Origin of the sequence: Variovorax sp. DXTD-1, from assembly GCF_003984625.1 — a bacterium.
In the GTDB taxonomy this organism is placed as follows: Bacteria; Pseudomonadota; Gammaproteobacteria; order Burkholderiales; family Burkholderiaceae_C; genus Variovorax.
In genome coordinates, this window is the sequence record NZ_RWKH01000002.1 from 257,348 (window position 1) to 279,391 (window position 22,044).

Below are 22,044 nucleotides of genomic sequence, written 5' to 3' on the forward strand. Positions count from 1 at the left end.
CCCCGGCGCCGCCGCATCGCGTCCTGGGCTAAGCTCGCCCGAACCCACTGAAGGAGCGCCCGTGCCACCTGCTGCCGCATGCCCCTCGGCCCCTGAACCGGCTTCGGCCCGGAACTGAGGCGCGCGGATGCTGGCCGGCCTCGCTTCGCACCCCTGGGCCTATCCGGCGCTGGAGGTGGTGCATATCGTGGGCATTGCGATGCTGTTCGGCGGCCTGCTTGTGTTCGAGTTGCGCGTGCTCGGCGTGGGCAAGGAACTGTCGCAAAGCCATCTGGCCCGGCTTACGCTGCTGCCGGCGCTGGCGGGTTTTGGCCTGTGCGCCGCCACGGGCCTCACGATGTTTGCCAGCCAGCCCGGCGAACTGCTCGCCAACTCCGCATTCCGCGTCAAGCTGCTCATGATCTGCCTGGCCGGCGCCAACGCCGCCTGGTTCCACGCGCGCGGCGGCCTTGCCGCCAGCGGCGCCATACCCAAGCTGCAATGCCTGCTGTCGTTGGGGTTTTGGCTCGCTGTCATCATCTGCGGGCGTTGGATCGCTTACATCTGAACTGAACAAGGAGTCCGAGATGATGCAAAGGCGCATGTTCGTTGCCGGTTCGCTGGGCCTGGCCCTTCCGGCGTGGGCTCACCACGGTTGGAGCAGTTTCGACCAGGACCGCCCGCTTTACCTGGAGGGGCGCGCAACCAAGGTCATGTGGCGCAACCCGCATGGCGAGCTGGAGCTGGAACTGCCCGAGAACCCGACCCTGCCCGCCGAGCTGAAGCAGCGCCCGCTGCCCAAGCAGAGCACGGCCGTCGACGGCCCCGGGTTGCTGGCCAAGGCCCAGTTGCCCACCCGCCGCGACCGCAAGTGGCTTGTAGAACTGGCACCCCTCACACGCCTGCAGGCCTGGGGCGTCGAGGAGATCAAGCCCGGCACTCCCGTCTCGGTGCTGGGCTTCACCTTCACCGGCGAGAAAGGCGATCCGGTGCTGCGCGCCGAATACCTCTTCGTCGGCGGCAAGGCCTACGGACTGCGCTCCTCGCCCGCCTGAAGCAGGCCCCTCCCCGGGCGTGCGCCGCGAGTGCCGGCGAATGCAATCGCCATGAGCCGCGCCGCTGCTTGCCAGCGGCGCGGCTCATCGGTACATTGCATTTTTTGAGGGCCTCCAATGTCCGCAGATAGCACAGCGACCCGTTCCTCCATCTCGGCGCCTCCCGCGACCCCTGGCATTTCCGCGGATCCGGCGATCTCCGTCTCTCCCCTTCCCCCGCTTCACGCGTCCTCGTCGACCGGCCATATCCGGCTGACCTCCCATGCCGGCGGCTTCGGTGCGCTGCCTATCCGATGGGGCGCTGCCACCGCCGCCGAGCGCGGGCCGGTGGTGGGCACCACCACCAAGCGGGCGCACCGCAACGTCATCGGCACGCACAGCGGTTCGTACAGCGTCTATCGCGCGCTTGCCGTCGCGGCAGGGGCGCTCAAACGGGAACACAAGGCCGACCTCACCAACACCGCGCCCACCGACGTGATCGGCCCCTATCCGCAGTGGAGCGAGCCGGGGCGCATCGTTTCGCTCGACCCTTGGGGCGCGCTGGTGGCCGACGTGTTCTCCGCGGAGCTTGCGGCCGGCTACGACATTCGCCCGACCATCGCCATCACCAAGGCGCACGTGATCCTGCCCGAGGTGATCGAGGCGCTGCAGAGCGGCCGGCTCAAGGCCGACGGCCACTTTCTCACCACCGGCGGCGCCGCGATGGTGACCAAGGCCGCCATCGAGCCCGTGTGGTACCTGCCCGAAGTGGCGCGGCGCTTCGGCTGCTCCGAAACCGACCTGCGCCGCACGCTGTTCGAGGAAACCGGCGGCATGTACCCGGAGCTCGTCACGCGCTCCGACCTGGAGGTATTCCTGCCGCCCATCGGCGGACAGACGCTCTACATCTTCGGCAACCCGCGCGACCTGGCCAACCCGGATGTGGAGCTCACCGCGCGCATCCACGACGAGTGCAACGGCTCCGACGTGTTCGGCTCCGACATCTGCACATGCCGCCCGTATCTCACGCACGCCATCGAAGAATGCATCCAGGGCGCGCAGCGCGGCGGCGTCGGCCTGATCGCCTATTCGCGCAAAGAGGGCCGCGCGCTCGGCGAGGTGACCAAGTTCCTGGTCTACAACGCGCGCAAGCGCCAGGTGGGCGGCGACACGGCCGACCAGTATTTCGCGCGCACCGAATGCGTGGCCGGGGTGCAGGACATGCGCTTCCAGGAACTGATGCCCGACGTATTCCACTGGCTCGGCATCAAGAAAATCCATCGGCTCGTGTCGATGAGCAACATGAAGTTCGATGCGATCACCGGCTCGGGCATCGAGATCGGCGAGCGCGTGAACATTCCGGACGAACTGATTCCGGCCGACGCCCGGGTCGAGATGGACGCGAAGATGGCCGCCGGCTATTTCACGCCCGGCCCGGTGCCGACCGCCGAAGAACTCAAGAAGGCCAAGGGCCGGGGATTGAGCGAATGAGCGACAACAAGGAACACAGCAACAACTACCTGCCCGCGGACGGATCGGGCAACCTGCCGGCCGGCAGCGCGGGCGACATCGATCCAGCGACCGAATTCGCGCCCGACACCAGCCGCCCCGCGGGCGCCGCCACCCTCTTGCGCACCACCGGCGCCATTCGCGAGCGCGCGGCCGCACTGCTCGCTCGCGCACGCAGTGGCGAGTCGCGATGGTTTCGCATCGGCGGCGACGATGCGGTGGATGACGCGGCCCGCGCCGTGGCCGAGGTCACACGCGAGCGCTACCCATGGGACACCATCCCATATCACAGCCGCTGGCGCCACTTCGAGGCCGGCGGCGTCGACCGGCTGAAGCAGCTCGACGCACTGCTCGGCGACCGCATCGACGCCCGGCAGCGTGCCCGCGCGCACATCGACCTGGTGCTGGTGAGCGTGCTGCTCGATGCCGGCGCCGGCCCCGATTGGCACTACACCGAGCCGGCCACGGGCCAGCGCTTCACGCGCTCCGAAGGGCTGGGCGTGGCGAGCTTCCATGCCTTCACGAGCGGGCTTTTTTCGTCCGACCCCGACCATCCGCTGCAAGCCGATGCGGCGGGATTGCGCGGACTGGTCACCGACCGGCTCGGCGATGCCTTCCAGGTGAGCGACGTCAACCCGCTGGTGGGCCTTGCCGGCCGCACCGTGCTGCTGCGCCGGCTGGGCGAAGCAATGAGCGAACAGCCCGAAACCTTCGGCGACGACGGACGGCCGGCCGGCATGTTCGACGCGCTGGTCGCTCCTTTCGGCGCTGCCGCACCGCCCACCGCCGAAATCACCGCGCACCAGATCCTTTCGCTGCTGCTCGAAACGCTCTCGCGCATCTGGCCCTCGGCCAACGCCATCGACAGCATTGCCGTCGACGGCAGCGACACCACGGGCGGCATCGGTTCAAGCGACCCTGCCCTTGCGCTTGGCGACTGCTGGCGCCACAGCGCGGTGCGCGGGCCCGGCCTCACCAACGGATGGATGCCGTTCCACAAACTCTCGCAATGGCTCACCTATTCGCTGCTCGAACCCTTCGAGTGGGCGGGCGTGAAGGTGCGCCAGCTCGATGCACTCACCGCGTTGCCCGAGTACCGCAACGGCGGCCTCCTGATCGACAGCGGCGTGATCGTGCCGAAAGACCCGGCGTCTCTTTCGCGCGTGTGGAAGGCAGGGGACGAGTTCATCGTCGAATGGCGCGCGCTCACCGTGGCGCTGCTCGACGAACTGGCGCCGCGCGTGCGCAAGATGCTCGACCGCACCGAAGAAGAATTGCCGTTGGCCTGCGTGCTCGAAGGCGGCACCTGGGCAGCGGGCCGTGTGCTGGCACAGCGCTTGCGTGACGGAGCGCCACCGCTCCTGATCGAAAGCGACGGCACCGTCTTTTAGACTCGCGGGTCCAGCAACGGCAGAAAAATCAAATGAGCAACGTCCATCTCGTCGACCATCCCCTCGTCCAGCACAAGCTCACGCTGATGCGCCGCAAGGACGCCTCCACCAACAGCTTCCGCCGGCTCCTGAACGAAATCAGCATGCTCATGGCCTACGAGGTCACGCGCGATATGCCGATGCAGGACATCGAAGTGGAAACGCCGCTCGAGACCATGCAGGCCAAGGTCATCGATGGCAAGAAGCTGGTGCTGGTGTCCATCCTCCGTGCGGGCACGGGCATTCTGGACGGCATGCTCACGGTGGTGCCGGGCGCGCGCGTCGGCCACATCGGCCTGTACCGTGACCCCAAGACGCTCACCGCCGTCGAGTACTACTTCAAGATGCCGGGCGAAATGGAGAACCGCGACGTGATCGTGGTCGACCCGATGCTGGCTACCGGCAACTCGGCCGTGGCGGCGGTGGAGCGCCTGAAAGAACTCAACCCCAAGTCGATCAAGTTCGTCTGCCTGCTGACCTGCCCCGAAGGCGTGGCGACCCTGCAGAAGGCCCACCCCGACGTGCCGATCTACACCGCCGCGATCGACCGCGAGCTGAACAGCCACGGCTACATCCTGCCGGGCCTGGGCGACGCGGGCGACCGCATCTTCGGCACGAAATGAACCCACCCCCGTCCCTCGCTCACTTCGTGTAGCTCGACTCCCCCCTCAAGGGGGCAACACCAGCGGCCCGGCAAAGCCGGTTCCGCGGTGTTTCTGGAATGGGCACGGTGAGCGCAGTCGAGAATTTTTTATATGAGGAGAAGCATCGTGACAGCACGCCGTCAGTTGATCATTCGTTCCGCTGCCATTGCCGCGGCCCTTGCGGCGGGCGCACCCGGGCTGGCGCTGGCGCAGGCCAAGCTGAAGGTGGCGGCGGTGTACACCGTGCCCTTCGAGCAGCAATGGGTGGGCCGCATCCACAAGGCGCTGAAGGCCGCCGAGGCGCGCGGCGAGATCGAATACAAGGCGACCGAGAACGTCAGCAATGCCGACTACGAACGCGTGATGCGCGAGTACGCCACGGGCGGCAACCAACTGATCCTGGGCGAAGTGTTCGGCGTGGAAGCGGCGGCGCGCAAGGTGGCCAAGGACTTTCCCAAGGTCGCCTTCTTGATGGGCTCGTCGCTCAAGCCGCAGGCGCCCAACTTCAGCGTGTTCGACAACTACATCCAGGAGCCGGCGTACCTGAGCGGCATGGTGGCCGGCGGCATGACCAAGACCAATCGCATCGGCATGGTCGGCGGCTTTCCGATCCCCGAAGTGAACCGGCTCATGAACGCGTTCATGGCGGGTGCGAAGGAAACCAATCCCAAGGTCGAGTTCAGCGTGAGCTTCATCAACAGCTGGTTCGATCCGCCGAAGGCCAAGGAAGCGGCTTTCGCGATGATCGACAAGGGTGCCGACGTGATGTACGCCGAGCGCTTCGGCGTCTCGGACGCGGCCAAGGAAAAGGGCAAGCTCGCCATCGGCAACGTCATCGACACGCAGGCGCAGTACCCCGATACGGTGGTGGCTTCTGCGCTGTGGAACTTCGAGCCCTCGGCCGACCGCGCGATCAAGCTCGTGAAGGAAGGCAAGTTTGCCGCCGAGGACTACGGCGTTTACTCGACCATGAAGCACAAGGGCTCCGAGCTCGCGCCGCTCGGCACTTTCGAGAAGAAGGTTCCGGCCGATATCGTCGCCAAGGTCAAGGCCAAGCAGGCGGACATCCTGGCCGGCAAGTTCACCGTAAAGGTCGACGACTCCCAGCCCAAGTCGACCGCCAAGTGAAGGAGTTGTTGACGATGCGCTGGCGTTCTCTTCTTGCGGCCGGCGTGCTGGCCTTCGGTCTCGCGGGCTGCGCCGGCGTCTACAAGCCTGCCGGCACCACCGCCAGCGGCATCCGGCTGGACGACACGCCGCGCATTGCGGTGATCTCAGCCTTCGAGCCCGAGCTCAAGCTGTTGTTGAGCCGCCTGCAGGCGCCGGCCAGGCACAGCGTCAACGGCGTCGAGTTCACCACCGGCACGCTCGAAGGCAAACCCGTGGTGCTGTTCCTCTCGGGCATCAGCATGACCAACGCGACGATGAACACGCAGCTGGTGCTCGACCGCTTTCGCGTGACCAGCATCGTGTTCAGCGGCATCGCGGGTGGGGTGAACCCATCGCTGCATGTCGGCGACGTCGCGGTGCCCGCCCAATGGGGCCAGTACCTCGAGGTGCTGATGGCGCGCGAGACCGCGCCGGGCAAGTTCACCGCGCCGCCGTTCATCACCGATGCCACGCTGCCCAACTTCGGCATGATGCATCCGCGCCCGGTGGAGGTGCGCTCTGCCGCAAAGCCGGGCATCGAACGCAAGTTCTGGTTCGAGGCCGATCCGAAAATGCTCGAAGTGGCGCGCAGCATCCGCAATGTCGACCTGGCGAACTGCAGCGCCGGCAAGTGCCTGGCGCGCAAGCCCCAGCTCGTCGTCGGCGGCAATGGTGTCTCGGGCCAGGCCTTCATGGACAACAAGGCGTATCGCGAATACACCTTCAAGACCTTCCAGGCCAACGTGCTCGACATGGAAACCGCGGCCGTGGGCATGGTGGCCTACAGCAACGGCGTGCCCTACATCGCCTTCCGCTCGCTCAGCGACCTCGCGGGCGGCGGCGACGGCGAGAACGAGATGGGTACTTTCATGGGCATCGCGGCCGACAACTCGGCCAAGGTCATGCTGGCGTTCCTGGCTGCATGGAAGTGACCGGCGCTCCTGTCCTGCGCCTCAAGGGCATCACCAAGCGCTTCGGCTCCCTCGTCGCCAACGACGACATTTCTCTCGACCTGCAAGCGGGCGAGGTGCTCGCGCTGCTCGGCGAGAACGGCGCGGGCAAGTCAACGCTGATGTCCATCCTGTTCGGGCACTACGTTGCCGACGAAGGCAGCATCGAGGCCTTCGGCGCGCCCTTGCCTCCGGGCAACCCCAAGGCGGCACTGGCGGCGGGCGTGGGCATGGTGCACCAGCACTTCACGCTGGCCGACAACCTGAGCGTGCTCGACAACGTGATGATGGGCACGGAGCCGCTGTGGCGCGTGTTCTCGCGCCGCGCCGCGGCGCGCACCCGGCTGCTCGAAGTGGCGCAGCGCTTCGGCCTGCCGGTTCAGCCTGACGCGAAGATCGGCAGCCTCTCGGTCGGCGAGCGGCAGCGCGTCGAGATATTGAAGGCGCTGTACCGCGGCGCGCGCATCCTCATCCTGGACGAACCCACCGCCGTGCTGACGCCGCAGGAAAGCGAAGCCTTGTTTGCCACGCTTGCGCAGATGGTGGCGCAGGGGCTCTCGGTGATCTTCATCAGCCACAAGCTGGGCGAGGTGCTGCGGGTATCGCGGCGCATTGCCGTGCTGCGCGGCGGTAAGCTGGTGGCCGAAGCGCGCACGGCCGACACCACGCAGGCGCAACTCGCGCTGTGGATGGTTGGGCATGCGGTCGAAGCGCCGCAGCGGCGGCCAGCCGGGTCTGTCGGCGATACGGTCTGCGTGCTCGACCGTGTGAGCACCGCATCCGCCAAGAGCGGCGCGCAAGACCATTCAAGCCCGCTTCAGGAGGTGTCGCTCACGCTGCGCGGCGGGGAAATCACCGCCATTGCGGGCGTTTCGGGCAACGGACAGGTCGCGCTGGCCGAACTGCTGTGCGGCACACGCCGCGCTACTTCCGGCACCGCCCTGCTGATGGGCCGCGCGCTGCCGCCCTCGCCCGCCCGGCTTGTGCAGCGCGGCGTCGCTCGCATTCCTGAAGACCGGCATGCAGTCGGCGTGGTCGGCGACCTGCCGGTTTGGGAGAACGCGGTGTCCGAGCGGCTGCGCAGCCCGGTTTTCTCGCGCTGGTCCATGTTCGTTCGGCGTGCGGCCGCGCGGCTGCATGCGCGGCGTATCGAACAGGCATTCGACGTGCGCGGCGCCGGCCTGATGTCCCCGGCGCGTTCGCTCTCCGGCGGGAATATGCAGAAGTTGATCCTGGGGCGCGCATTGCTCGCACCCGAGCAGGTGGAAGACGCCGACAATAAGAAATATCCGACCCGCGCACCGCGCCTCATCGTCGCGCACCAGCCGACCTGGGGCCTGGACTTCGGCGCCGTGGCCTATGTGCAGCAGCAGCTCATTGCCGCGCGCAATGCCGGCGCGGCGGTGCTGGTGATTTCGGACGACCTCGACGAAGTGCTGGCGCTCGGCGACCGCGTGGCCGTGATGCACGGCGGCCACCTGGGCGAGGCGCGCCCCGCTTCGGCCTGGACACGCGAAGCCATCGGCCTGGCAATGGCCGGCGGGACCGACGCGTCGCGTGGGAGGGCCCGGCCATGATGCGGCTCGAAAGACGCCACGAAACATCGCGTGCCGCACTGGTGCTGGCTCCCATCGGCGCGGTGCTGTTCACCATGCTGGTGAGCGCGCTGCTTGTGCTTTGGGCCGGCGCACCAGTCGGCCGCACCTATGCGCTGCTGCTGCAGGGCGGCTTCGGCTCGGTGTTCGCCTGGAGCGAGACGCTCACGCGCGCGATCCCGCTCATCCTCACCGGCCTGGCCGCGACGGTCGCGTTCAAGGCGCGGCTCTTCAACATCGGCGCCGAGGGCCAGCTGTTCGCCGGCGCGCTTGCCGCCGTGGCCGTGGGCGGCATGCACGGCGGCACGGGCCTCGAGTTGCAGCCATGGCTGCTGTTCCCGCTGATGATGCTGGCCGCCGCCGTGGCGGGCGCCCTGCTGCTGCTCGGCCCGGCGCTGATGAAGAACAAGCTCGGCGTCGACGAGGTGGTGACCACGTTGCTGATCAACTTCATCGTGCTGCTCGGCGTTTCAGCGCTGCTCGACGGGCCGATGAAAGATCCGACTGCCATGGGCTGGCCGCAGAGCGTGTCGCTGCAGCCTGACCTGGAGCTCGGCAAGCTGGTTGCGCAGACGCGTGTGCACACCGGGCTGCTCTGGGCGGTGTCGCTTGCGGTGATTGTCTGGGCGATCTTCAAGTACACGGTGCTGGGCTTCGACATTCGCGCAGTCGGCGCCAATGCGCGTGCAGCCGAATTCGCCGGCGTGCCGGTGACGCGCACCGTGGTCATGGTGGCGCTGCTTTCCGGCGCGCTGGCCGGGCTGGCCGGCGCCATCGAGGTGGCGGGCCGCACCAGCTATGTCACGCTCGACATGTCGCCGGGCTACGGCTACACCGGCATCGTGATCGCAATGCTGGCTGGGCTGCACTCGCTGGGCGTAATCGCCGCGGGCGTGTTCGTGGCGGGCGTGCTGGTCGGCGCCGACACCATGAGCCGCGCAGTGGGCGTGCCGACTTACATCGCCGACGTGATCGTCGCGGCCTCGTTGATCGCGGTGCTGGTGGCGACGCTGCTGACGCAGTACCGGGTACGGATGAAATGACAGCGCTGTCCTCTTCGGTCTTGCTCCTTCCCCCGCCGGGGGAAGGCTGGGATGGGGGCATCAGCGCCCACTGCGAGCGCCGCGTGCCCCCACCCCGCCCCTCCCCCGAAAGGGGAGGGAGAAATACGCGATGACCGACCTGCTCGACATCCTCGCCAACCCCGCCTTCTGGGTTGCGGTACTTCGCATTGCCACGCCGCTCATCCTCGGCACGCTGGGCGTGCTGTTGTGCGAGCGCGCGGGCGTGCTCAACCTGGGCATCGAGGGAATCATGGTGGCGGGCGCCTTCACAGGATGGCTCGCGGTGTATGCCGGCGCTCCGCTGTGGACCGGCGTGGCCGTGGCTGCGCTCACCGGCATGGTGTTCGGGCTGTTGCATGCCTTTCTCACCGTCGGACTCGCTCTGTCGCAGCATGTCTCGGGCTTGGGCATCACGCTGTTGGCGACTGCGCTCAGCTACTTCGGCTACCGCGTGAGCTTTCCAAAAGTGAACACGCCGCCGACCATCACGCCCTTCGCGCCCATGGACTGGCTGCCGCTGCCCATCCTGAATGCGCAGACATCGCTCACCCTGTTCGCGCTGCTGCTCGTGCCGGCGATTGCCTGGGTGCTGTACCGCACGCCGCTCGGCCTCGCGCTGCGCATGGTCGGCGAGAACCCGCAGGCGGCCGAGAGCCAGGGCGTATCGGTCGCGGGCACGCGCACCGGGGCCATCGTCGCGGGGTCGGCGCTGATGGGCATGGCCGGCTCGTTTCTCACGCTCTCCGCGTTCAACGCTTTTTTCTTCAACATGGTGAACGGCCGCGGCTGGATCTGCGTGGCACTGGTGGTGTTTGCCTCATGGCGGCCCGGCAAGGCCCTGCTGGGCGCGCTGCTGTTCGCGTTCTTCGACGCGCTGCAGCTTCGGCTGCAACAATCGGGCGATGCCGTGCTGCCCTACCAGATTTACCTGATGCTGCCCTACTTGCTGTCGATCCTCGCGCTGGTGCTGGTGGCGCGCAAGGCCAGCTATCCGCAGGCGCTGATGAAGCCGTATCGCAAGGGGGAGCGCTGATGCCGCGCGCAGCCGCAGTGCGCAAGACACTGGCCGCCGCGCTGGCCGCCTTGTGCGGCGCCGGCGCCCATGCGTTGGGCAGCGACCAGGGCTACGGCACTTTCAAGACGCCCGATTCGGTCACCTGGGTGCAGCTGTGCGGCACCTGGGGCAAGAACCACGAGGGCACCTACCGCGTGGTCCACGCCGACCAGTACGCCCAGTCTTTCCTCTACGTCCAGCGGATGGCGCGCGATGCCAATGGCAGCCTGCATGCCGACCACACACTGGCCATTGCCGAGCTCGACAACGACCATTCCGAGATTGCCCTCACCGACCTCGCCTGCCGCGCGACGCCGCGCGGCATCGTGGTCACGGCCAAGGCCGCATCCGGCCACGACGACAAACTGCGTCGCGTGACCATCGAGGTCGGCCCGGCGCCGGGGCAGTACCGCTACCGTGCTCAGCGCACGCGCTGAACGCACGCAGCCGACACACAAGAAGACCTCCCACGATGCTCGACCTCCTCATCACCAATGCCACCCTCCCCGATGGCCGCACCGGCATGTCGATTGCCGTGCAAGGCGGCCGCATCGCCGAAGTCACGGCGGGCCTCGATGCACCGGCGCATGAAAAGCTGGATGCGCAAGGCCTTCTGCTTGCGCCCCACTTCGTCGATCCACATTTCCACATGGATGCCACGCTGAGCTACGGCCTGCCGCGCGTCAACGAAAGCGGCACGCTGCTCGAAGGCATTGCGCTGTGGGGCGAGCTCAAGCCGCTGCTCAAGGCCGATGCGCTGATCGAACGTGCGCTGGCGTATTGCGACTGGGCGGTGGCCAAGGGCCTGCTGGCCGTGCGATCGCATGTGGACACGAGCGACCCGAGCCTGCTCGCGGTCGACGCGCTGCTCGAGGTCAAGCGCCAGGTTGCGCCGTACCTCGATCTGCAGCTCGTCGCCTTTCCGCAGGACGGCGTGCTGCGCTCGGCCGGCGGTGTCGACAACCTGAAGCGCGCGCTAGACAAGGGCGTGGACGTGGTCGGCGGCATTCCGCATTTCGAGCGGACCATGGCCGATGGCGCGGCCAGCGTCACACTGCTGATGGAGCTCGCGGCCGAGCGCGGCAAGCTGGTCGACATGCATTGCGACGAGTCGGACGACCCGCTGTCGCGCCACATCGAAACGCTGTCCGCCGAAACCTGGCGGCTGGGCATGCAGGGCCGCGTGACGGGCTCGCATTGCACGTCGATGCATTCGATGGACAACTACTATGTGAGCAAGCTGCTGCCGCTCATCGCGCAGAGCGGCGTCAGCGTCGTTTCGAACCCGCTGATCAACATTACGCTGCAAGGCCGCCACGACACCTACCCCAAGCGCCGCGGCATGACGCGCGTGCCCGAGCTGATGGCCGCGGGCGTGAACGTCGCCTTCGGCCACGACTGCGTGATGGACCCGTGGTACGGCATGGGCTCGGGCGACATGCTCGAGGTGGCGCACATGGGGCTGCATGTGGCACAGATGACGAGCCAGGCCGGCATACGCCAATGCTTCGAGGCCGTCACCGCGAATGCCGCGCGCGTGATGCACCTCGAAGGCTACGGCATCGAAGCGGGCTGCGACGCGAGCTTTGTGCTGCTGCAGGCGCGCGACCCGGTCGAAGCGATCCGGCTGCGGGCCTCCAGGCTCAAGGTGTTCCGCAAGGGAAGGCTGCTGGCGGAAACGCCGGCCGCCACCGCTGCGCTGCACCTTCCGGGCCGCGAGCAGGCCACCAGCTGGATGATTCGCAAGCCCTAGCTTTGCGCTTGCCGCCGCGCAGCCACTCTACGCAGGCGAGGCCCTGAGGTCGCACCACATGTGCACCTTGGCCAGCAAGGCGCCATCGACCGCAATGGCCAGCGGCTCCACGCCGAAAACCTGGAACCCGCAGCGCTCGTAGAGGGCTTGCGCGGTGCTGTTGCCTTCGGTGACGGTGAGCTGCACCAGCCGCAGCCGTTCGATGGAGCGCGCATGCGCCAGCACCGCAAGCACCAGCCGCCGACCGAAGCCGGCGCGGCGCGCGGAAGCCGCCACGGCCATGCCGAAGAGCGTGGCCTTGTGGCGGGCACGCTGCCGCGCTTCGAAGCTCAAGCCCGCCGCGCCCACCAGCACGCCCACCTCGTCGAAAGCGCCATAGACCACGCTGGCCCCGCTTGCATCCGAACCCAGCCGCTCTTCCCACCAGCGAAGCGGCAGGCCGGAGCGTTCCTCCACCGTGGTGGTGAAGGCGCTGGGATGCGTGGCATAGGCGTCGAGCATCAAGGCGCGGTAGGCCGCGGCATCGGCTGCCGCCAGGCGGCGAACGGCGTGGTGGTCGTTTTCTTCAGAAGCGGACACAGACGGCCTGCCTTTCCTGCAGCACGGCCTCCTGGCCGAAGCGCTGCCTGTAGATGTCGATGATGCGGGCGATGGCGGCATCGTCGTCGGCGCTGCGCGGGTGCAGCAGCACCACAAGCTTGGAGGGCTCGCGCACAACGTTGCCCGATGTGCCGCGCCATTGCCCCGCGGCACCGATCACGGTGAGGCCTTTCGGAAAGGCCGGCGTGACGACCGCATCGAGGAAAGCGGCCCACTGCGCGTTCGACACCTGCCCGCCGGCGGGAATGGCGCGGCCGAAGTACAGGGTATCGCGTTCGAAAGCATCGAAGCCGGCTGCGCAGGCCGTGGAGGAACCGGGCGCAGTTGGCAGGGTGCTGCAACCGGCGAGCATGGCAAGCGTTGCGGCCGAAGCTGCAAGGCGCAGGCGGGTGCCGATCGGACGCATGGTGCGGTTCGCCGGGGTCGGTGCCTCAGGCTTCCGGCGCGATGGCCTCGGCGTACTCGTAGAGCGCGCCCAGAATTTCTTCGCCCCGCTCGTCCGCGGTTTCGGACAGCGCATCGACTTCGCTGAACAGCATTTCGATGGTGCGCGCCCCACCCTCGCCTTTGAAGAGCCGGGCCACGCGCAGCGCCTCCCAGCGCTCGGTTTCCTCGGGGCTGAGAAGCTCCGGCCAATTGCGCGCCCGGTAGCGGAAGAGTATTTCCTCGAGGCGTCCGTCGTCGAAACCGGTACGGTCCTTTGCGAGTTCCTCGGGCGAGAGCGCGCGCAGCTGGTTCAGGCGGCGCCTGTCCGCATTGCCGACGAAGCCGCCGTACAGGTCTTCGTCCACGTCGGGCGTGGCCTCCTTGGGGCGGGCGTACACCTGCGACCAGATGGCGCTCATGTCAGGCAGGTCGCGTGCGATGGCCGCGTGCCGCATGGCCGCGTCGAGATCGACGTTCCAGCGCTCGGCCATGGCGGGCGCCAGCGTACGCAGATTGCCGACGACCATCGGCGACTTGTTGAGGTGAATGCCTTTCACCGGCAGGCGGACCACGCCTTCGGGCAGCTCCGCGGTGCGGGTGAAGAGGCGCAGGCGCAGGGTATCGACATCGATGTCGCGCAGCTCGCTCGGGTCGTGGGCCAGGTCCCACGCGAGCAGCTCGTTCTTGTTGGTCGGATGGCTCGCAAGCGGCCACATCACGCTCAGGCACCCGCGCTCGACCGGGAACATGCCCGAGACGTGCAGGAAAGGCTTGGCCGTTTCCCGCATGGCTGGCAGGCCGAGCTCGCTGGCCACGCGGTCTTTCTTGTGCAGGCCGAAGGCGAATTCGAAGAGCTTGGGCTGGCGGTCGCGAATCAGCCGGGCCAGCGCGATGGTGGCGCGCACATCGGAAAGCGCGTCGTGCGCCGATTCGTGCAGCAATCCGTTGGCGCGCGCCAGGTCTTCGAGCTTGAAGCTGGGCTTGCCGTCTTCCTTCTTCGGCCACTCGATGCCGTCGGGCCGCAGCGCGTAGGTCAGGCGCACCACGTCGAGCAGGTCCCACCGGCCGCAGTCGTTCTGCCATTCGCGCGCATAGGGGTCGATGAGGTTGCGCCAGAACAAAAAGCGCGTGACCTCGTCGTCGAAGCGGATGGTGTTGTAGCCCACGCCGATGGTGCCGGGCTGAGAGAAGGCCTTCTCGATCTGCGCGGCGAAGGCGTGCTCGGGAACGCCGCGCTCCAGGCAAACCTGCGGCGTGATGCCCGTGATCAGGCAGGCCTCAGGGCTGGGCAGGTAATCGGGCGCCGGCTTGCAATAGATCATCAGCGGCTCGCCGACTTCGTTCAGCTCTGCGTCGGTGCGGATGGCGGCAAACTGCGAAGGCCGGTCGCGGCGCGGCACGGCGCCGAAGGTTTCGTAGTCGTGCCAGAGAAAGGTGTGGTTCATTCAGAGCAAGGGAGAAAACAATCGTGCAATCGCGTCGCCGAGGCGGCGCCAGAAACTCTGCGGGCGGTTGGCGCGCACCGCGCCGGAGCTGTGGAGATCGGTCTCGAACTGCGCCGCCAGGGGGCGCGCCAGCTCGGGCCCGTAGACCACTGCGCTCACCTCGAAATTGAGCCGGAAGCTGCGGTTGTCGAAATTTGCGGTACCGATCATCGCGCAATGGTCGTCGACCACCAAGGTCTTGGAGTGCAGCATGCGCGCCTTGTACTCCCACACCTTCACGCCGGCCGCAATCAGTTCGTCGAAATAGGAGCGCGCAGCGGCGCTCACAATGGCCGAATCGCTGCGGCGCGGCACCAGCAGGCGCACGTCGACGCCGCGCAGCGCCGCGCTGGTGAGTGCCATCATCGCGGGCTCGCCGGGCACGAAGTAAGGGGTCGTGAGCCAGGCGCGTTCGCTGGCCGAGTGAATGGCCTCCACGTGCATGCGGTGGATGGGCTCGAGCATGTTGTCGGGGCCGCTGGTCACAATTTGCACAGGAATGTCGCCCGCCTCTACCTGCGGCAGCATGGCCTCCATCAAGTGGTCCATGTTGCGAAGGTCTTCGCCAGTGGCGTAGGCCCAGTCTTCGAGAAAGGTGGTCTGGAGCCAGCGCACCACGCTGCCCTCGATGCGCAGGTGCACGTCGTGATAGGCGTCGGGCCGCGTGCGCTTGTCTTCCTCGTCGGTGATGTTGACGCCGCCGGTAAAGCCCACGCGGCCGTCGCACACCACGATCTTGCGGTGGGTGCGGTAGTTGGTCACCGGCCGAAGGCGCCGGCCGATGCGCGTGTCATGGAAAAGCGCAACCTCCACGCCCGCCGCAACAAGCGGCGCCATGAATTTGCGGCCGATGCGCTTGGAACCCAGCGCGTCCAGCAGAAGGCGCACCGCCACGCCCTGCCGGGCGCGTTCTACCAAGAGGTCGCGCAGCGCAGTGCCGATCTTGTCAGGCTCGAAGATGTAGTACTCGAGGTGGATGTGGTCGCGCGCGGCGCGCACCGAATCGAAGATGGCATCGAAGGTGCGCGCGCCGCCCGAGAGCAGCTCGACGCCGGTGGCGCTGGAAACCGGCAGCCCGCAAGCGGCGGTGCCGAGCCGCGCCATCTGCTGCAGCGCCGGCGGCGCATTCTCTGCCGCGTCACGCAGCCTGGCCAGCTCGCCCTGCGTATGGGCCTTGGCACGGCTGCGCAGGCGCTTGACGCGCTGCTTGCGCAAGCGCTGCGGCCCAAGGAAGTAATAGATGACGAAGCCCGCGAAGGGCAACAGCGCCAGCGACAGGATCCAGCTCATGGTGGACACCGGCGCGCGCTTCTGCATCACGATCCAGACCGACAGCACGGCGATATAGCCGCTCCAGGCCAAAGAGAGGCCGGTTTTCCATTCCTGACTGAGCTCGGGGAGGATCAAAGTAAAACTGCGTACGGGGTAGGTTCCGGCTCCAAAAGAAAAGGCCGGCAGCGAATGCTACCGGCCTTTTCAGTGTTGCCAGGAATACCGCGGAACCGGCTTTGCCGGCCCCGCTTTATCCTGCGGCAGCCTCTTCGGCTTCAGGCTTGGACTTGCCTTCCTTCTTGGGCAGCGGCTGGATGTCCAACTGCACCTCGCCCTTGTCGTCGATGTCGACCGACAGGCGGCCGCCATCGATGAGTCGACCGAACAGCAGCTCGTCGGCCAGTGCACGACGGATCGTGTCCTGGATCAGGCGCTGCATCGGGCGCGCGCCCATGAGCGGATCGAAGCCCTTCTTCGCCAGGTGCTTGCGCAAGCCGTCGCTGAACGTGACGTCGACCTTCTTCTCGGCCAACTGCGTTTCGAGCTGCAGCAGGAACTTGTCCACCACGCGCAGGATGATCTGCTCGTCCAGCGCCTTGAAGCTCACGGTCGCGTCCAGGCGGTTGCGGAACTCCGGCGTGAACAGGCGCTTGATGTCGGCCATTTCGTCGCCCGCCTGACGCGGGTTGGTAAAGCCGATGGTCGCCTTGTTCATGGTCTCGGCACCCGCGTTGGTGGTCATCACGATGATCACGTTGCGGAAGTCGGCCTTGCGTCCGTTGTTGTCCGTCAGGGTGCCGTGGTCCATGACCTGCAGCAGCACGTTGAAGATGTCCGGGTGCGCCTTCTCGATTTCGTCGAGCAGCAGCACCGCGTGCGGCTTCTTCGTGATGGCTTCGGTCAGGAGACCACCCTGGTCGAACCCGACGTATCCCGGAGGCGCGCCGATCAACCGGCTCACCGCATGGCGTTCCATGTACTCCGACATGTCGAAGCGGATCAGCTCGATGCCCATGATGTAGGCGAGCTGCTTGGCCGCTTCGGTCTTGCCGACGCCCGTGGGGCCGCTGAACAGGAACGAACCGATCGGCTTGTCTTCGCGGCCGAGGCCCGAGCGCGCCATCTTCACGGCGGACGCGAGCACCTCGAGCGCCTTGTCCTGGCCGAACACTACGCTCTTCAGGTCGCGCTCGATCGTCTGCAGCTTGCCGCGGTCGTCGTTGCTGACGTTGGCCGGGGGAATGCGCGCGATCTTCGCGACGATGTCCTCGACCTCGGACTTGCTGATGGTCTTCTTGCGCTTGCTCGCGGGCAGGATGCGCTGCGCGGCACCGGCCTCGTCGATCACGTCGATGGCCTTGTCGGGCAGGTGGCGGTCGTTGATGTACTTGGCGCTCAGCTCTGCCGCAGCCTGCAGGGCCGCCACCGCGTACTTGACGCCATGGTGCTCTTCGAAACGCGACTTCAGGCCCTTCAGGATGTCGACGGTTTCCTGCACCGTCGGCTCGACCACGTCGACCTTCTGGAATCGACGCGACAGGGCCGCATCCTTTTCGAAGATGCCGCGGTATTCGCTGAACGTGGTGGCGCCGATGCACTTGAGTTGGCCGCTCGAGAGCGCCGGCTTGAGCAGGTTCGATGCATCGAGCGTGCCGCCCGAGGCCGCGCCTGCACCGATGAGCGTGTGGATCTCGTCGATGAACAGGATGGCGTTCGGCTTGTCCTTGAGCGACTTGAGCACGCCCTTGAGGCGCTGCTCGAAATCGCCGCGGTACTTGGTGCCGGCAAGCAATGCGCCCATGTCGAGCGAGTACACCTGCGCCTCGGCCAGGATTTCAGGCACGTCGGTCTGCGTGATGCGCCATGCCAGGCCTTCTGCAATGGCGGTCTTGCCCACGCCGGCCTCACCCACCAGGAGCGGGTTATTCTTGCGCCGGCGGCAGAGAATCTGGATGACGCGCTCGACCTCGTATTCGCGGCCGATCAGCGGATCGATCTTGCCGTCCTTGGCGAGCTGGTTGAGGTTTTGCGTGAACTGCTCGAGAGGCGAGGCCTTCTCGTTCTTTTCGCCGCCGCCCTCTTCGCCCTCGCCAGAAGACGATTCGCTGCTGCCTTTGACGGCCTCAGGCGGATCGCTCTTCTTGATGCCGTGGGCAATGAAGTTCACCACGTCGAGGCGGGTTACGCCCTGCTGGTGGAGGTAGTACACCGCATGCGAATCCTTCTCGCCGAAGATCGCGACGAGCACGTTGGCGCCGGTGACTTCCTTCTTGCCGTTGCCGGTGGACTGCACATGCATGATGGCGCGCTGGATCACGCGCTGGAAACCCAGCGTGGGCTGGGTGTCGACATCGTCGGTACCCGCCACTTGCGGCGTGTTGTCCTTGATGAAGTTGGTGAGCGACGCCCGCAGGTCGTCGACGTTGGCCGAGCAGGCGCGCAGAACCTCTGCGGCGCTCGGGTTGTCCAGCAAAGCGAGCAACAGATGCTCCACGGTGATGAACTCGTGGCGCTGCTGCCTGGCCTCGACGAAGGCCATGTGCAAGCTGACTTCCAGTTCCTGGGCAATCATGTGATTTCCTTTTGCCTTGCTGTAAATAAGTTCTCAGATGGGTTGGAGCTTGCGCAATTCAACTGGTTCACGCAACAGGCTCGCTCACGCACTGCAGCGGATGTCCGGCCTGGTGCGCCGCCTCCATCACCTGGTTGACCTTGGTGGCCGCCAGGTCGCGGGAATAAACCCCACAAACGCCGCGGCCATCGAGATGAATCTTTAGCATGATCTGGGTCGCGGTTTCGCGATCCTTGTTGAAATATTCTTGCAGGACGACGATGACGAACTCCATGGGGGTGTAGTCGTCGTTCAGCATGACCACTTGGTACATCTGGGGCGGCGCGGTTTTTTGCGGCCGCCGCTCCAGAACGACCGAATCTCCGTCATCCCCTGCCGGTTTCTGGGTCGGCGGAGTGCTGGGAGTCTTGGGAATTCTCGTTGCCATAAAAAAGATTCTATAGAGCGTGCAAGCACCGTGCCGGCGCAAGAAGACTTGGTGGCGCGTAATCGACAAATCAAGGGGCTTGCGTCGTGTGCGACACCACAAACGACGTAAAAAAACTCTGGCGTTTGCGCATGCTGCACGCGTAAATACTACGCGTCGCGCACTTTGAAAAAAATGGGTATTTGGAGCAGGGTGTGCCATTTCTCCAACTGGTGCGGCTGCGGCGTGCCAAAAGAAGAAAAGCCCTCGAGACCGTAAAGATCTCGAGGGCCTTGGCTCACGGCGCCCGGGGCGCCAAAGCGCTATTGCTCGCGCAATTTACATGTGGTCGATCATGACCTGGCCGAAGCCCGAGCAGCTCACCTGCGTGGCGCCGTCCATCAGGCGGGCGAAGTCATAGGTGACCTTCTTGCTGGCAATGGACTTTTCCATCGAACTGATGATCAGGTCGGCGGCTTCGGCCCAGCCCATGTGGCGCAGCATCATTTCGGCCGAGAGGATTTCGGAACCGGGGTTCACGTAGTCCTTGCCGGCGTACTTGGGAGCGGTGCCGTGGGTGGCTTCGAACATGGCGACGGTGTCGCTCAAGTTGGCGCCAGGGGCAATGCCGATACCGCCGACTTGCGCGGCCAGCGCGTCCGACACGTAGTCACCGTTGAGGTTGAGCGTGGCAATCACGCTGTACTCGGCGGGGCGCAGGAGAATCTGCTGCAGGAAGGCGTCGGCAATGCTGTCCTTGACGGTGATTTCCTTGCCCGTCTTGGGGTTCTTGAACTTCATCCACGGGCCGCCGTCGATCAGCTCGGCGCCGAATTCCTTGGCAGCCAGGGAGTAGGCCCAGTCGCGGAAGCCACCTTCGGTGAACTTCATGATGTTGCCCTTGTGCACGATGGTCACGCTGGGCTTGTCGTTGTCGACCGCGTACTGCAGCGCCTTGCGCACGAGGCGCTCGGTGCCTTCCTTCGACACAGGCTTCACGCCGATGCCGGAGGTGTTGGGGAAGCGGATCTTCTTGACGCCCAGTTCGTCCTGCAGGAACTTGATGAGCTTCTTGGCCTTGTCGCTCTCGGCTTCGAATTCGATGCCGGCATAGATGTCTTCCGAGTTCTCGCGGAAGATGACCATGTTGGTCTTGTGCGGCTCGCGCACGGGACTGGGCACGCCTTCGAAGTACTGGATGGGGCGCAGGCACACGTACAGGTCGAGTTCCTGGCGCAGCGCAACGTTCAGCGAGCGGATGCCGCCGCCCACGGGCGTGGTCAGCGGGCCCTTGATCGAAACCACGTAGTCTCGCACGGCGTGCAGCGTTTCTTCGGGCAGCCAGACGTCGGGGCCGTAGACCTTGGTCGACTTTTCGCCGGCATAGACTTCCATCCAGTGGATCTTCTTCTTGCCGCCGTAGGCCTTGGCAACCGCAGCATCCACCACCTTCAGCATCACGGGGGTGATGTCCAGACCCGTGCCGTCGCCTTCGATGAAGGGAATGATCGGCTGATCAGGCACATTGAGCGAGTTGTCGGCGTTGACCGTGATCTTCTGGCCTTCGGCCGGGACTTTGATGTGCTGGTAGCTGGACATGAGGGGGGATGACTCCGGGAGTGACGTAATTCGGACGACTGTCTGCGAATTCAGACAGCGACGGGGAATCGCTGTACAGCCCGCGAACAAATCGCTGTACATTTTAGACGCAACCCATCAGCGAGCGTTTGTCAACCTCGAGGCCAATGGTCTCGTTAGTGGCTGACCTTCTGCTCGCCGGGAGGCGTTTCCAACCAATTCTCGAATAGAGGAATCATCAATGAGCAAAATTCTCGCAGTCATGATCGCTGGCTTGTTTGCCGCTGGCGCCTACGCCCAGAACCCCACCGGCACCACGCCCGAGCAAGGCAACGCTACCAACAGCAAGCCGCAAGCCCGCGCTGAAGCGAAGAAGGAAGCCAAGCCCGCTGGCCAAGTCGCCGCTCCCGCTGGCGACATCGCCAAGACGCCCGAAGGCGGCGCCATCGGCACCGACAAGGCCGCTGCATCCGGCGAAAAGCGCGCTGAAACGCGCGACCAGCGTCGTCGCAACAAGGACGGCAGCGTCAAGCGCAAGTCGACCCAAGGCAGCACCCCGAAGTAATTCGGCCGGCCGCACAAGAAAAGCGCTCTCCGGAGCGCTTTTTTTTCGCCTGCCCTGGCGCCGCCGCTGTCAACCGGGGCGAACGGCTGACGCGTTGAAGCTTGGCCTTCGCAGGAAGGTGATCCATATCAACAATCTCAAAGGATGTCTTCATGAACAAGCTGCTCGCAGCCCTCGTCGCCGGTCTCTTCGCAGCCGGTGCTTTCGCCCAACAAGCCGAACCAGCGCCCAAGGTGGACGCGCCTGTGGCGGCTGCCGCGCACAAGGCCAAGCAATCGGCCAAACACGCCGTGAAGAAGCACAAGGCGCGCCACCACGCGGCCAAGGCGCACGCGGCTGCAGCCAAGAAGGTGTAAGCTGCCCAGCTCACCGGCACTGCCTGCCAATGCCCGCATCAGCGGGCATTTTTCTTGGCCCCACGCCCTTGAATCCGCCTTGAAAGAAGCTCCGATGTTCCAGCGTTTCGCCGCCCTGCTCCTGTTCGCCGCCTCCTTGATCGGCCCGGCGCAGGCACAACAGCAACCCCAGACCGACCTTGCACGCACCAAGCTGTCCGTCGGCTTGTACAAGATCGATGCGCAAGTGGCGCAAACACCCCGGCAGCGGGAAATCGGCCTGATGTTCCGCAAGGAAATGCCGCAGTCCGAAGGCATGATCTTCGTCTTCGAACAGCCGGCCACCCAGTGCTTCTGGATGAGAAACACCTTGCTGCCTTTGACCGCCGCCTTCGTGGCCGACGATGGCCGCATCGTCAACCTGGTCGACATGCAGCCCATGACCGAAAACTCGCACTGCTCCCAAGAGCCGGTGCGCTACGTGCTCGAAATGAACCAGGGCTGGTTCGCCAAGAAGAACATCAAGAAAGGCGCCAAGCTGGGTGGCGAGTTGTTTGCCGCCTCCAGGCGCTGACCCCGGGCCGCCTGCGCCGCCAATGAAAAAAGCCGACCCGAGGGTCGGCTTTTTTCATTGGGAAGCCCGGC

The 22,044-nt window shown here is 65.8% G+C and carries 22 protein-coding genes; 15 read left to right on the forward strand and 7 right to left on the reverse strand.

The window, feature by feature from the left end; all coding sequences use genetic code 11:
* Positions 1 to 127 precede the first annotated feature (127 nt).
* The 12 genes from EJI00_RS03340 to EJI00_RS03395 all read left to right on the forward strand — a co-directional run bounded on the left by EJI00_RS03340 (position 128) and on the right by EJI00_RS03395 (position 12,161).
* Positions 128 to 547 (forward strand): hypothetical protein, encoded by a 420-nt coding sequence (locus EJI00_RS03340; protein WP_126746040.1) that lies wholly within the window; start codon positions 128 to 130, stop codon positions 545 to 547.
* A 19-nt stretch (positions 548 to 566) separates the two neighbouring features.
* Positions 567 to 1,034: a DUF6152 family protein gene (locus tag EJI00_RS03345; RefSeq protein ID WP_126746041.1), complete on the forward strand. Its 468-nt coding sequence runs from the start codon at positions 567 to 569 to the stop codon at positions 1,032 to 1,034.
* 117 nt (positions 1,035 to 1,151) lie between these two features.
* Positions 1,152 to 2,504, forward strand: coding sequence for a GTP cyclohydrolase II (locus tag EJI00_RS03350; RefSeq protein ID WP_126746042.1), 1,353 nt, complete (start codon positions 1,152 to 1,154; stop codon positions 2,502 to 2,504).
* Entirely contained in the window at positions 2,501 to 3,913 is a 1,413-nt protein-coding gene (locus tag EJI00_RS03355) for a URC4/urg3 family protein (protein WP_126746043.1), read from the forward strand. Before EJI00_RS03350 ends, EJI00_RS03355 begins: the two co-directional genes overlap by 4 nt.
* A 32-nt stretch (positions 3,914 to 3,945) precedes the next feature.
* Positions 3,946 to 4,575, forward strand: a complete 630-nt coding sequence (upp, locus tag EJI00_RS03360) for a uracil phosphoribosyltransferase (RefSeq protein WP_126746044.1) — start codon at positions 3,946 to 3,948, stop codon at positions 4,573 to 4,575.
* Between the two features lie 132 nt (positions 4,576 to 4,707).
* Complete coding sequence (locus EJI00_RS03365; RefSeq protein ID WP_185868049.1) at positions 4,708 to 5,724, forward strand: BMP family protein; 1,017 nt, start codon at positions 4,708 to 4,710, stop codon at positions 5,722 to 5,724.
* 14 nt (positions 5,725 to 5,738) lie between these two features.
* Positions 5,739 to 6,677, forward strand: a complete 939-nt coding sequence (locus tag EJI00_RS03370) for a 5'-methylthioadenosine/S-adenosylhomocysteine nucleosidase (protein WP_185868050.1) — start codon at positions 5,739 to 5,741, stop codon at positions 6,675 to 6,677.
* Positions 6,668 to 8,272: an ABC transporter ATP-binding protein gene (locus EJI00_RS03375; protein ID WP_126746046.1), complete on the forward strand. Its 1,605-nt coding sequence runs from the start codon at positions 6,668 to 6,670 to the stop codon at positions 8,270 to 8,272. Before EJI00_RS03370 ends, EJI00_RS03375 begins: the two co-directional genes overlap by 10 nt.
* The gene (locus EJI00_RS03380) at positions 8,272 to 9,333 is read left to right on the forward strand and encodes an ABC transporter permease (protein WP_185868055.1); all 1,062 of its coding nucleotides are present in this window, start codon (positions 8,272 to 8,274) and stop codon (positions 9,331 to 9,333) included. The genes EJI00_RS03375 and EJI00_RS03380 overlap by 1 nt, the downstream gene beginning before the upstream one ends.
* Positions 9,334 to 9,463: 130 nt before the next feature.
* Positions 9,464 to 10,387: an ABC transporter permease gene (locus tag EJI00_RS03385; protein ID WP_126746048.1), complete on the forward strand. Its 924-nt coding sequence runs from the start codon at positions 9,464 to 9,466 to the stop codon at positions 10,385 to 10,387.
* On the forward strand, positions 10,387 to 10,845 hold the full coding sequence (locus EJI00_RS03390) for a hypothetical protein (RefSeq protein ID WP_126746049.1): 459 nt from the start codon (positions 10,387 to 10,389) through the stop codon (positions 10,843 to 10,845). The genes EJI00_RS03385 and EJI00_RS03390 overlap by 1 nt, the downstream gene beginning before the upstream one ends.
* A 35-nt stretch (positions 10,846 to 10,880) precedes the next feature.
* Positions 10,881 to 12,161 (forward strand): amidohydrolase family protein, encoded by a 1,281-nt coding sequence (locus EJI00_RS03395; RefSeq protein ID WP_126746050.1) that lies wholly within the window; start codon positions 10,881 to 10,883, stop codon positions 12,159 to 12,161.
* A 27-nt stretch (positions 12,162 to 12,188) separates the two neighbouring features.
* Here EJI00_RS03395 and EJI00_RS03400 read toward each other — a convergent pair whose 3' ends face one another.
* The 7 genes from EJI00_RS03400 to icd form a co-directional block, all read right to left on the reverse strand.
* The gene (locus EJI00_RS03400) at positions 12,189 to 12,740 is read right to left on the reverse strand and encodes a GNAT family N-acetyltransferase (RefSeq protein ID WP_260590438.1); all 552 of its coding nucleotides are present in this window, start codon (positions 12,738 to 12,740) and stop codon (positions 12,189 to 12,191) included.
* Positions 12,727 to 13,167 (reverse strand): DUF3574 domain-containing protein, encoded by a 441-nt coding sequence (locus EJI00_RS03405; protein ID WP_126746052.1) that lies wholly within the window; start codon positions 13,165 to 13,167, stop codon positions 12,727 to 12,729. The genes EJI00_RS03400 and EJI00_RS03405 overlap by 14 nt, the downstream gene beginning before the upstream one ends.
* Positions 13,168 to 13,192: 25 nt before the next feature.
* Positions 13,193 to 14,632, reverse strand: coding sequence for an exodeoxyribonuclease I (sbcB, locus tag EJI00_RS03410; RefSeq protein WP_126746053.1), 1,440 nt, complete (start codon positions 14,630 to 14,632; stop codon positions 13,193 to 13,195).
* Positions 14,633 to 16,078: a cardiolipin synthase gene (gene cls, locus EJI00_RS03415; RefSeq protein WP_126746054.1), complete on the reverse strand. Its 1,446-nt coding sequence runs from the start codon at positions 16,076 to 16,078 to the stop codon at positions 14,633 to 14,635. It lies immediately after the preceding gene.
* Positions 16,079 to 16,193: 115 nt separating this feature from the next.
* The gene (gene clpA / locus EJI00_RS03420) at positions 16,194 to 18,515 is read right to left on the reverse strand and encodes an ATP-dependent Clp protease ATP-binding subunit ClpA (protein ID WP_126746055.1); all 2,322 of its coding nucleotides are present in this window, start codon (positions 18,513 to 18,515) and stop codon (positions 16,194 to 16,196) included.
* Between the two features lie 67 nt (positions 18,516 to 18,582).
* Positions 18,583 to 18,942 carry an ATP-dependent Clp protease adapter ClpS gene (gene clpS / locus EJI00_RS03425; RefSeq protein ID WP_126746056.1) on the reverse strand — a complete coding sequence of 120 codons (360 nt, stop codon included), beginning with the start codon at positions 18,940 to 18,942 and terminating at the stop codon, positions 18,583 to 18,585.
* Between the two features lie 318 nt (positions 18,943 to 19,260).
* A complete protein-coding gene (gene icd / locus EJI00_RS03430) occupies positions 19,261 to 20,520 on the reverse strand; it encodes an NADP-dependent isocitrate dehydrogenase (RefSeq protein ID WP_126746057.1) in 1,260 nt (419 codons plus the stop codon).
* Positions 20,521 to 20,740: 220 nt separating this feature from the next.
* Here icd and EJI00_RS03435 point away from each other — a divergent pair, with 220 nt between their 5' ends.
* The 3 genes from EJI00_RS03435 (at position 20,741) to EJI00_RS03445 (ending at position 21,973) form a co-directional block, all read left to right on the forward strand.
* Complete coding sequence (locus EJI00_RS03435; protein WP_126746058.1) at positions 20,741 to 21,064, forward strand: cell envelope biogenesis protein TolA; 324 nt, start codon at positions 20,741 to 20,743, stop codon at positions 21,062 to 21,064.
* 152 nt (positions 21,065 to 21,216) lie between these two features.
* A complete protein-coding gene (locus EJI00_RS03440) occupies positions 21,217 to 21,420 on the forward strand; it encodes a hypothetical protein (protein ID WP_126746059.1) in 204 nt (67 codons plus the stop codon).
* Between the two features lie 94 nt (positions 21,421 to 21,514).
* Positions 21,515 to 21,973, forward strand: coding sequence for a DUF192 domain-containing protein (locus tag EJI00_RS03445; protein WP_126746060.1), 459 nt, complete (start codon positions 21,515 to 21,517; stop codon positions 21,971 to 21,973).
* Positions 21,974 to 22,044: the final 71 nt, after the last annotated feature.

Bases quoted from the DNA above. Each gene is read 5' to 3' on its own strand.
- clpS (WP_126746056.1), bottom strand. From the start codon at position 18,942: ATGGCAACGAGAATTCCCAAGACTCCCAGCACTCCGCCGACCCAGAAA.
- EJI00_RS03435 (WP_126746058.1), top strand. From the start codon at position 20,741: ATGAGCAAAATTCTCGCAGTCATGATCGCTGGCTTGTTTGCCGCTGGC.
- EJI00_RS03340 (WP_126746040.1), top strand. From the start codon at position 128: ATGCTGGCCGGCCTCGCTTCGCACCCCTGGGCCTATCCGGCGCTGGAG.
- icd (WP_126746057.1), bottom strand. From the start codon at position 20,520: ATGTCCAGCTACCAGCACATCAAAGTCCCGGCCGAAGGCCAGAAGATC.
- upp (WP_126746044.1), top strand. From the start codon at position 3,946: ATGAGCAACGTCCATCTCGTCGACCATCCCCTCGTCCAGCACAAGCTC.
- EJI00_RS03395 (WP_126746050.1), top strand. From the start codon at position 10,881: ATGCTCGACCTCCTCATCACCAATGCCACCCTCCCCGATGGCCGCACC.
- EJI00_RS03440 (WP_126746059.1), top strand. From the start codon at position 21,217: ATGAACAAGCTGCTCGCAGCCCTCGTCGCCGGTCTCTTCGCAGCCGGT.
- clpA (WP_126746055.1), bottom strand. From the start codon at position 18,515: ATGATTGCCCAGGAACTGGAAGTCAGCTTGCACATGGCCTTCGTCGAG.
- EJI00_RS03390 (WP_126746049.1), top strand. From the start codon at position 10,387: ATGCCGCGCGCAGCCGCAGTGCGCAAGACACTGGCCGCCGCGCTGGCC.
- EJI00_RS03350 (WP_126746042.1), top strand. From the start codon at position 1,152: ATGTCCGCAGATAGCACAGCGACCCGTTCCTCCATCTCGGCGCCTCCC.
- EJI00_RS03370 (WP_185868050.1), top strand. From the start codon at position 5,739: ATGCGCTGGCGTTCTCTTCTTGCGGCCGGCGTGCTGGCCTTCGGTCTC.
- sbcB (WP_126746053.1), bottom strand. From the start codon at position 14,632: ATGAACCACACCTTTCTCTGGCACGACTACGAAACCTTCGGCGCCGTG.
- EJI00_RS03380 (WP_185868055.1), top strand. From the start codon at position 8,272: ATGCGGCTCGAAAGACGCCACGAAACATCGCGTGCCGCACTGGTGCTG.
- EJI00_RS03405 (WP_126746052.1), bottom strand. From the start codon at position 13,167: ATGCGTCCGATCGGCACCCGCCTGCGCCTTGCAGCTTCGGCCGCAACG.
- EJI00_RS03385 (WP_126746048.1), top strand. From the start codon at position 9,464: ATGACCGACCTGCTCGACATCCTCGCCAACCCCGCCTTCTGGGTTGCG.
- EJI00_RS03445 (WP_126746060.1), top strand. From the start codon at position 21,515: ATGTTCCAGCGTTTCGCCGCCCTGCTCCTGTTCGCCGCCTCCTTGATC.
- EJI00_RS03365 (WP_185868049.1), top strand. From the start codon at position 4,708: ATGAGGAGAAGCATCGTGACAGCACGCCGTCAGTTGATCATTCGTTCC.
- EJI00_RS03355 (WP_126746043.1), top strand. From the start codon at position 2,501: ATGAGCGACAACAAGGAACACAGCAACAACTACCTGCCCGCGGACGGA.
- EJI00_RS03375 (WP_126746046.1), top strand. From the start codon at position 6,668: ATGGAAGTGACCGGCGCTCCTGTCCTGCGCCTCAAGGGCATCACCAAG.
- EJI00_RS03345 (WP_126746041.1), top strand. From the start codon at position 567: ATGATGCAAAGGCGCATGTTCGTTGCCGGTTCGCTGGGCCTGGCCCTT.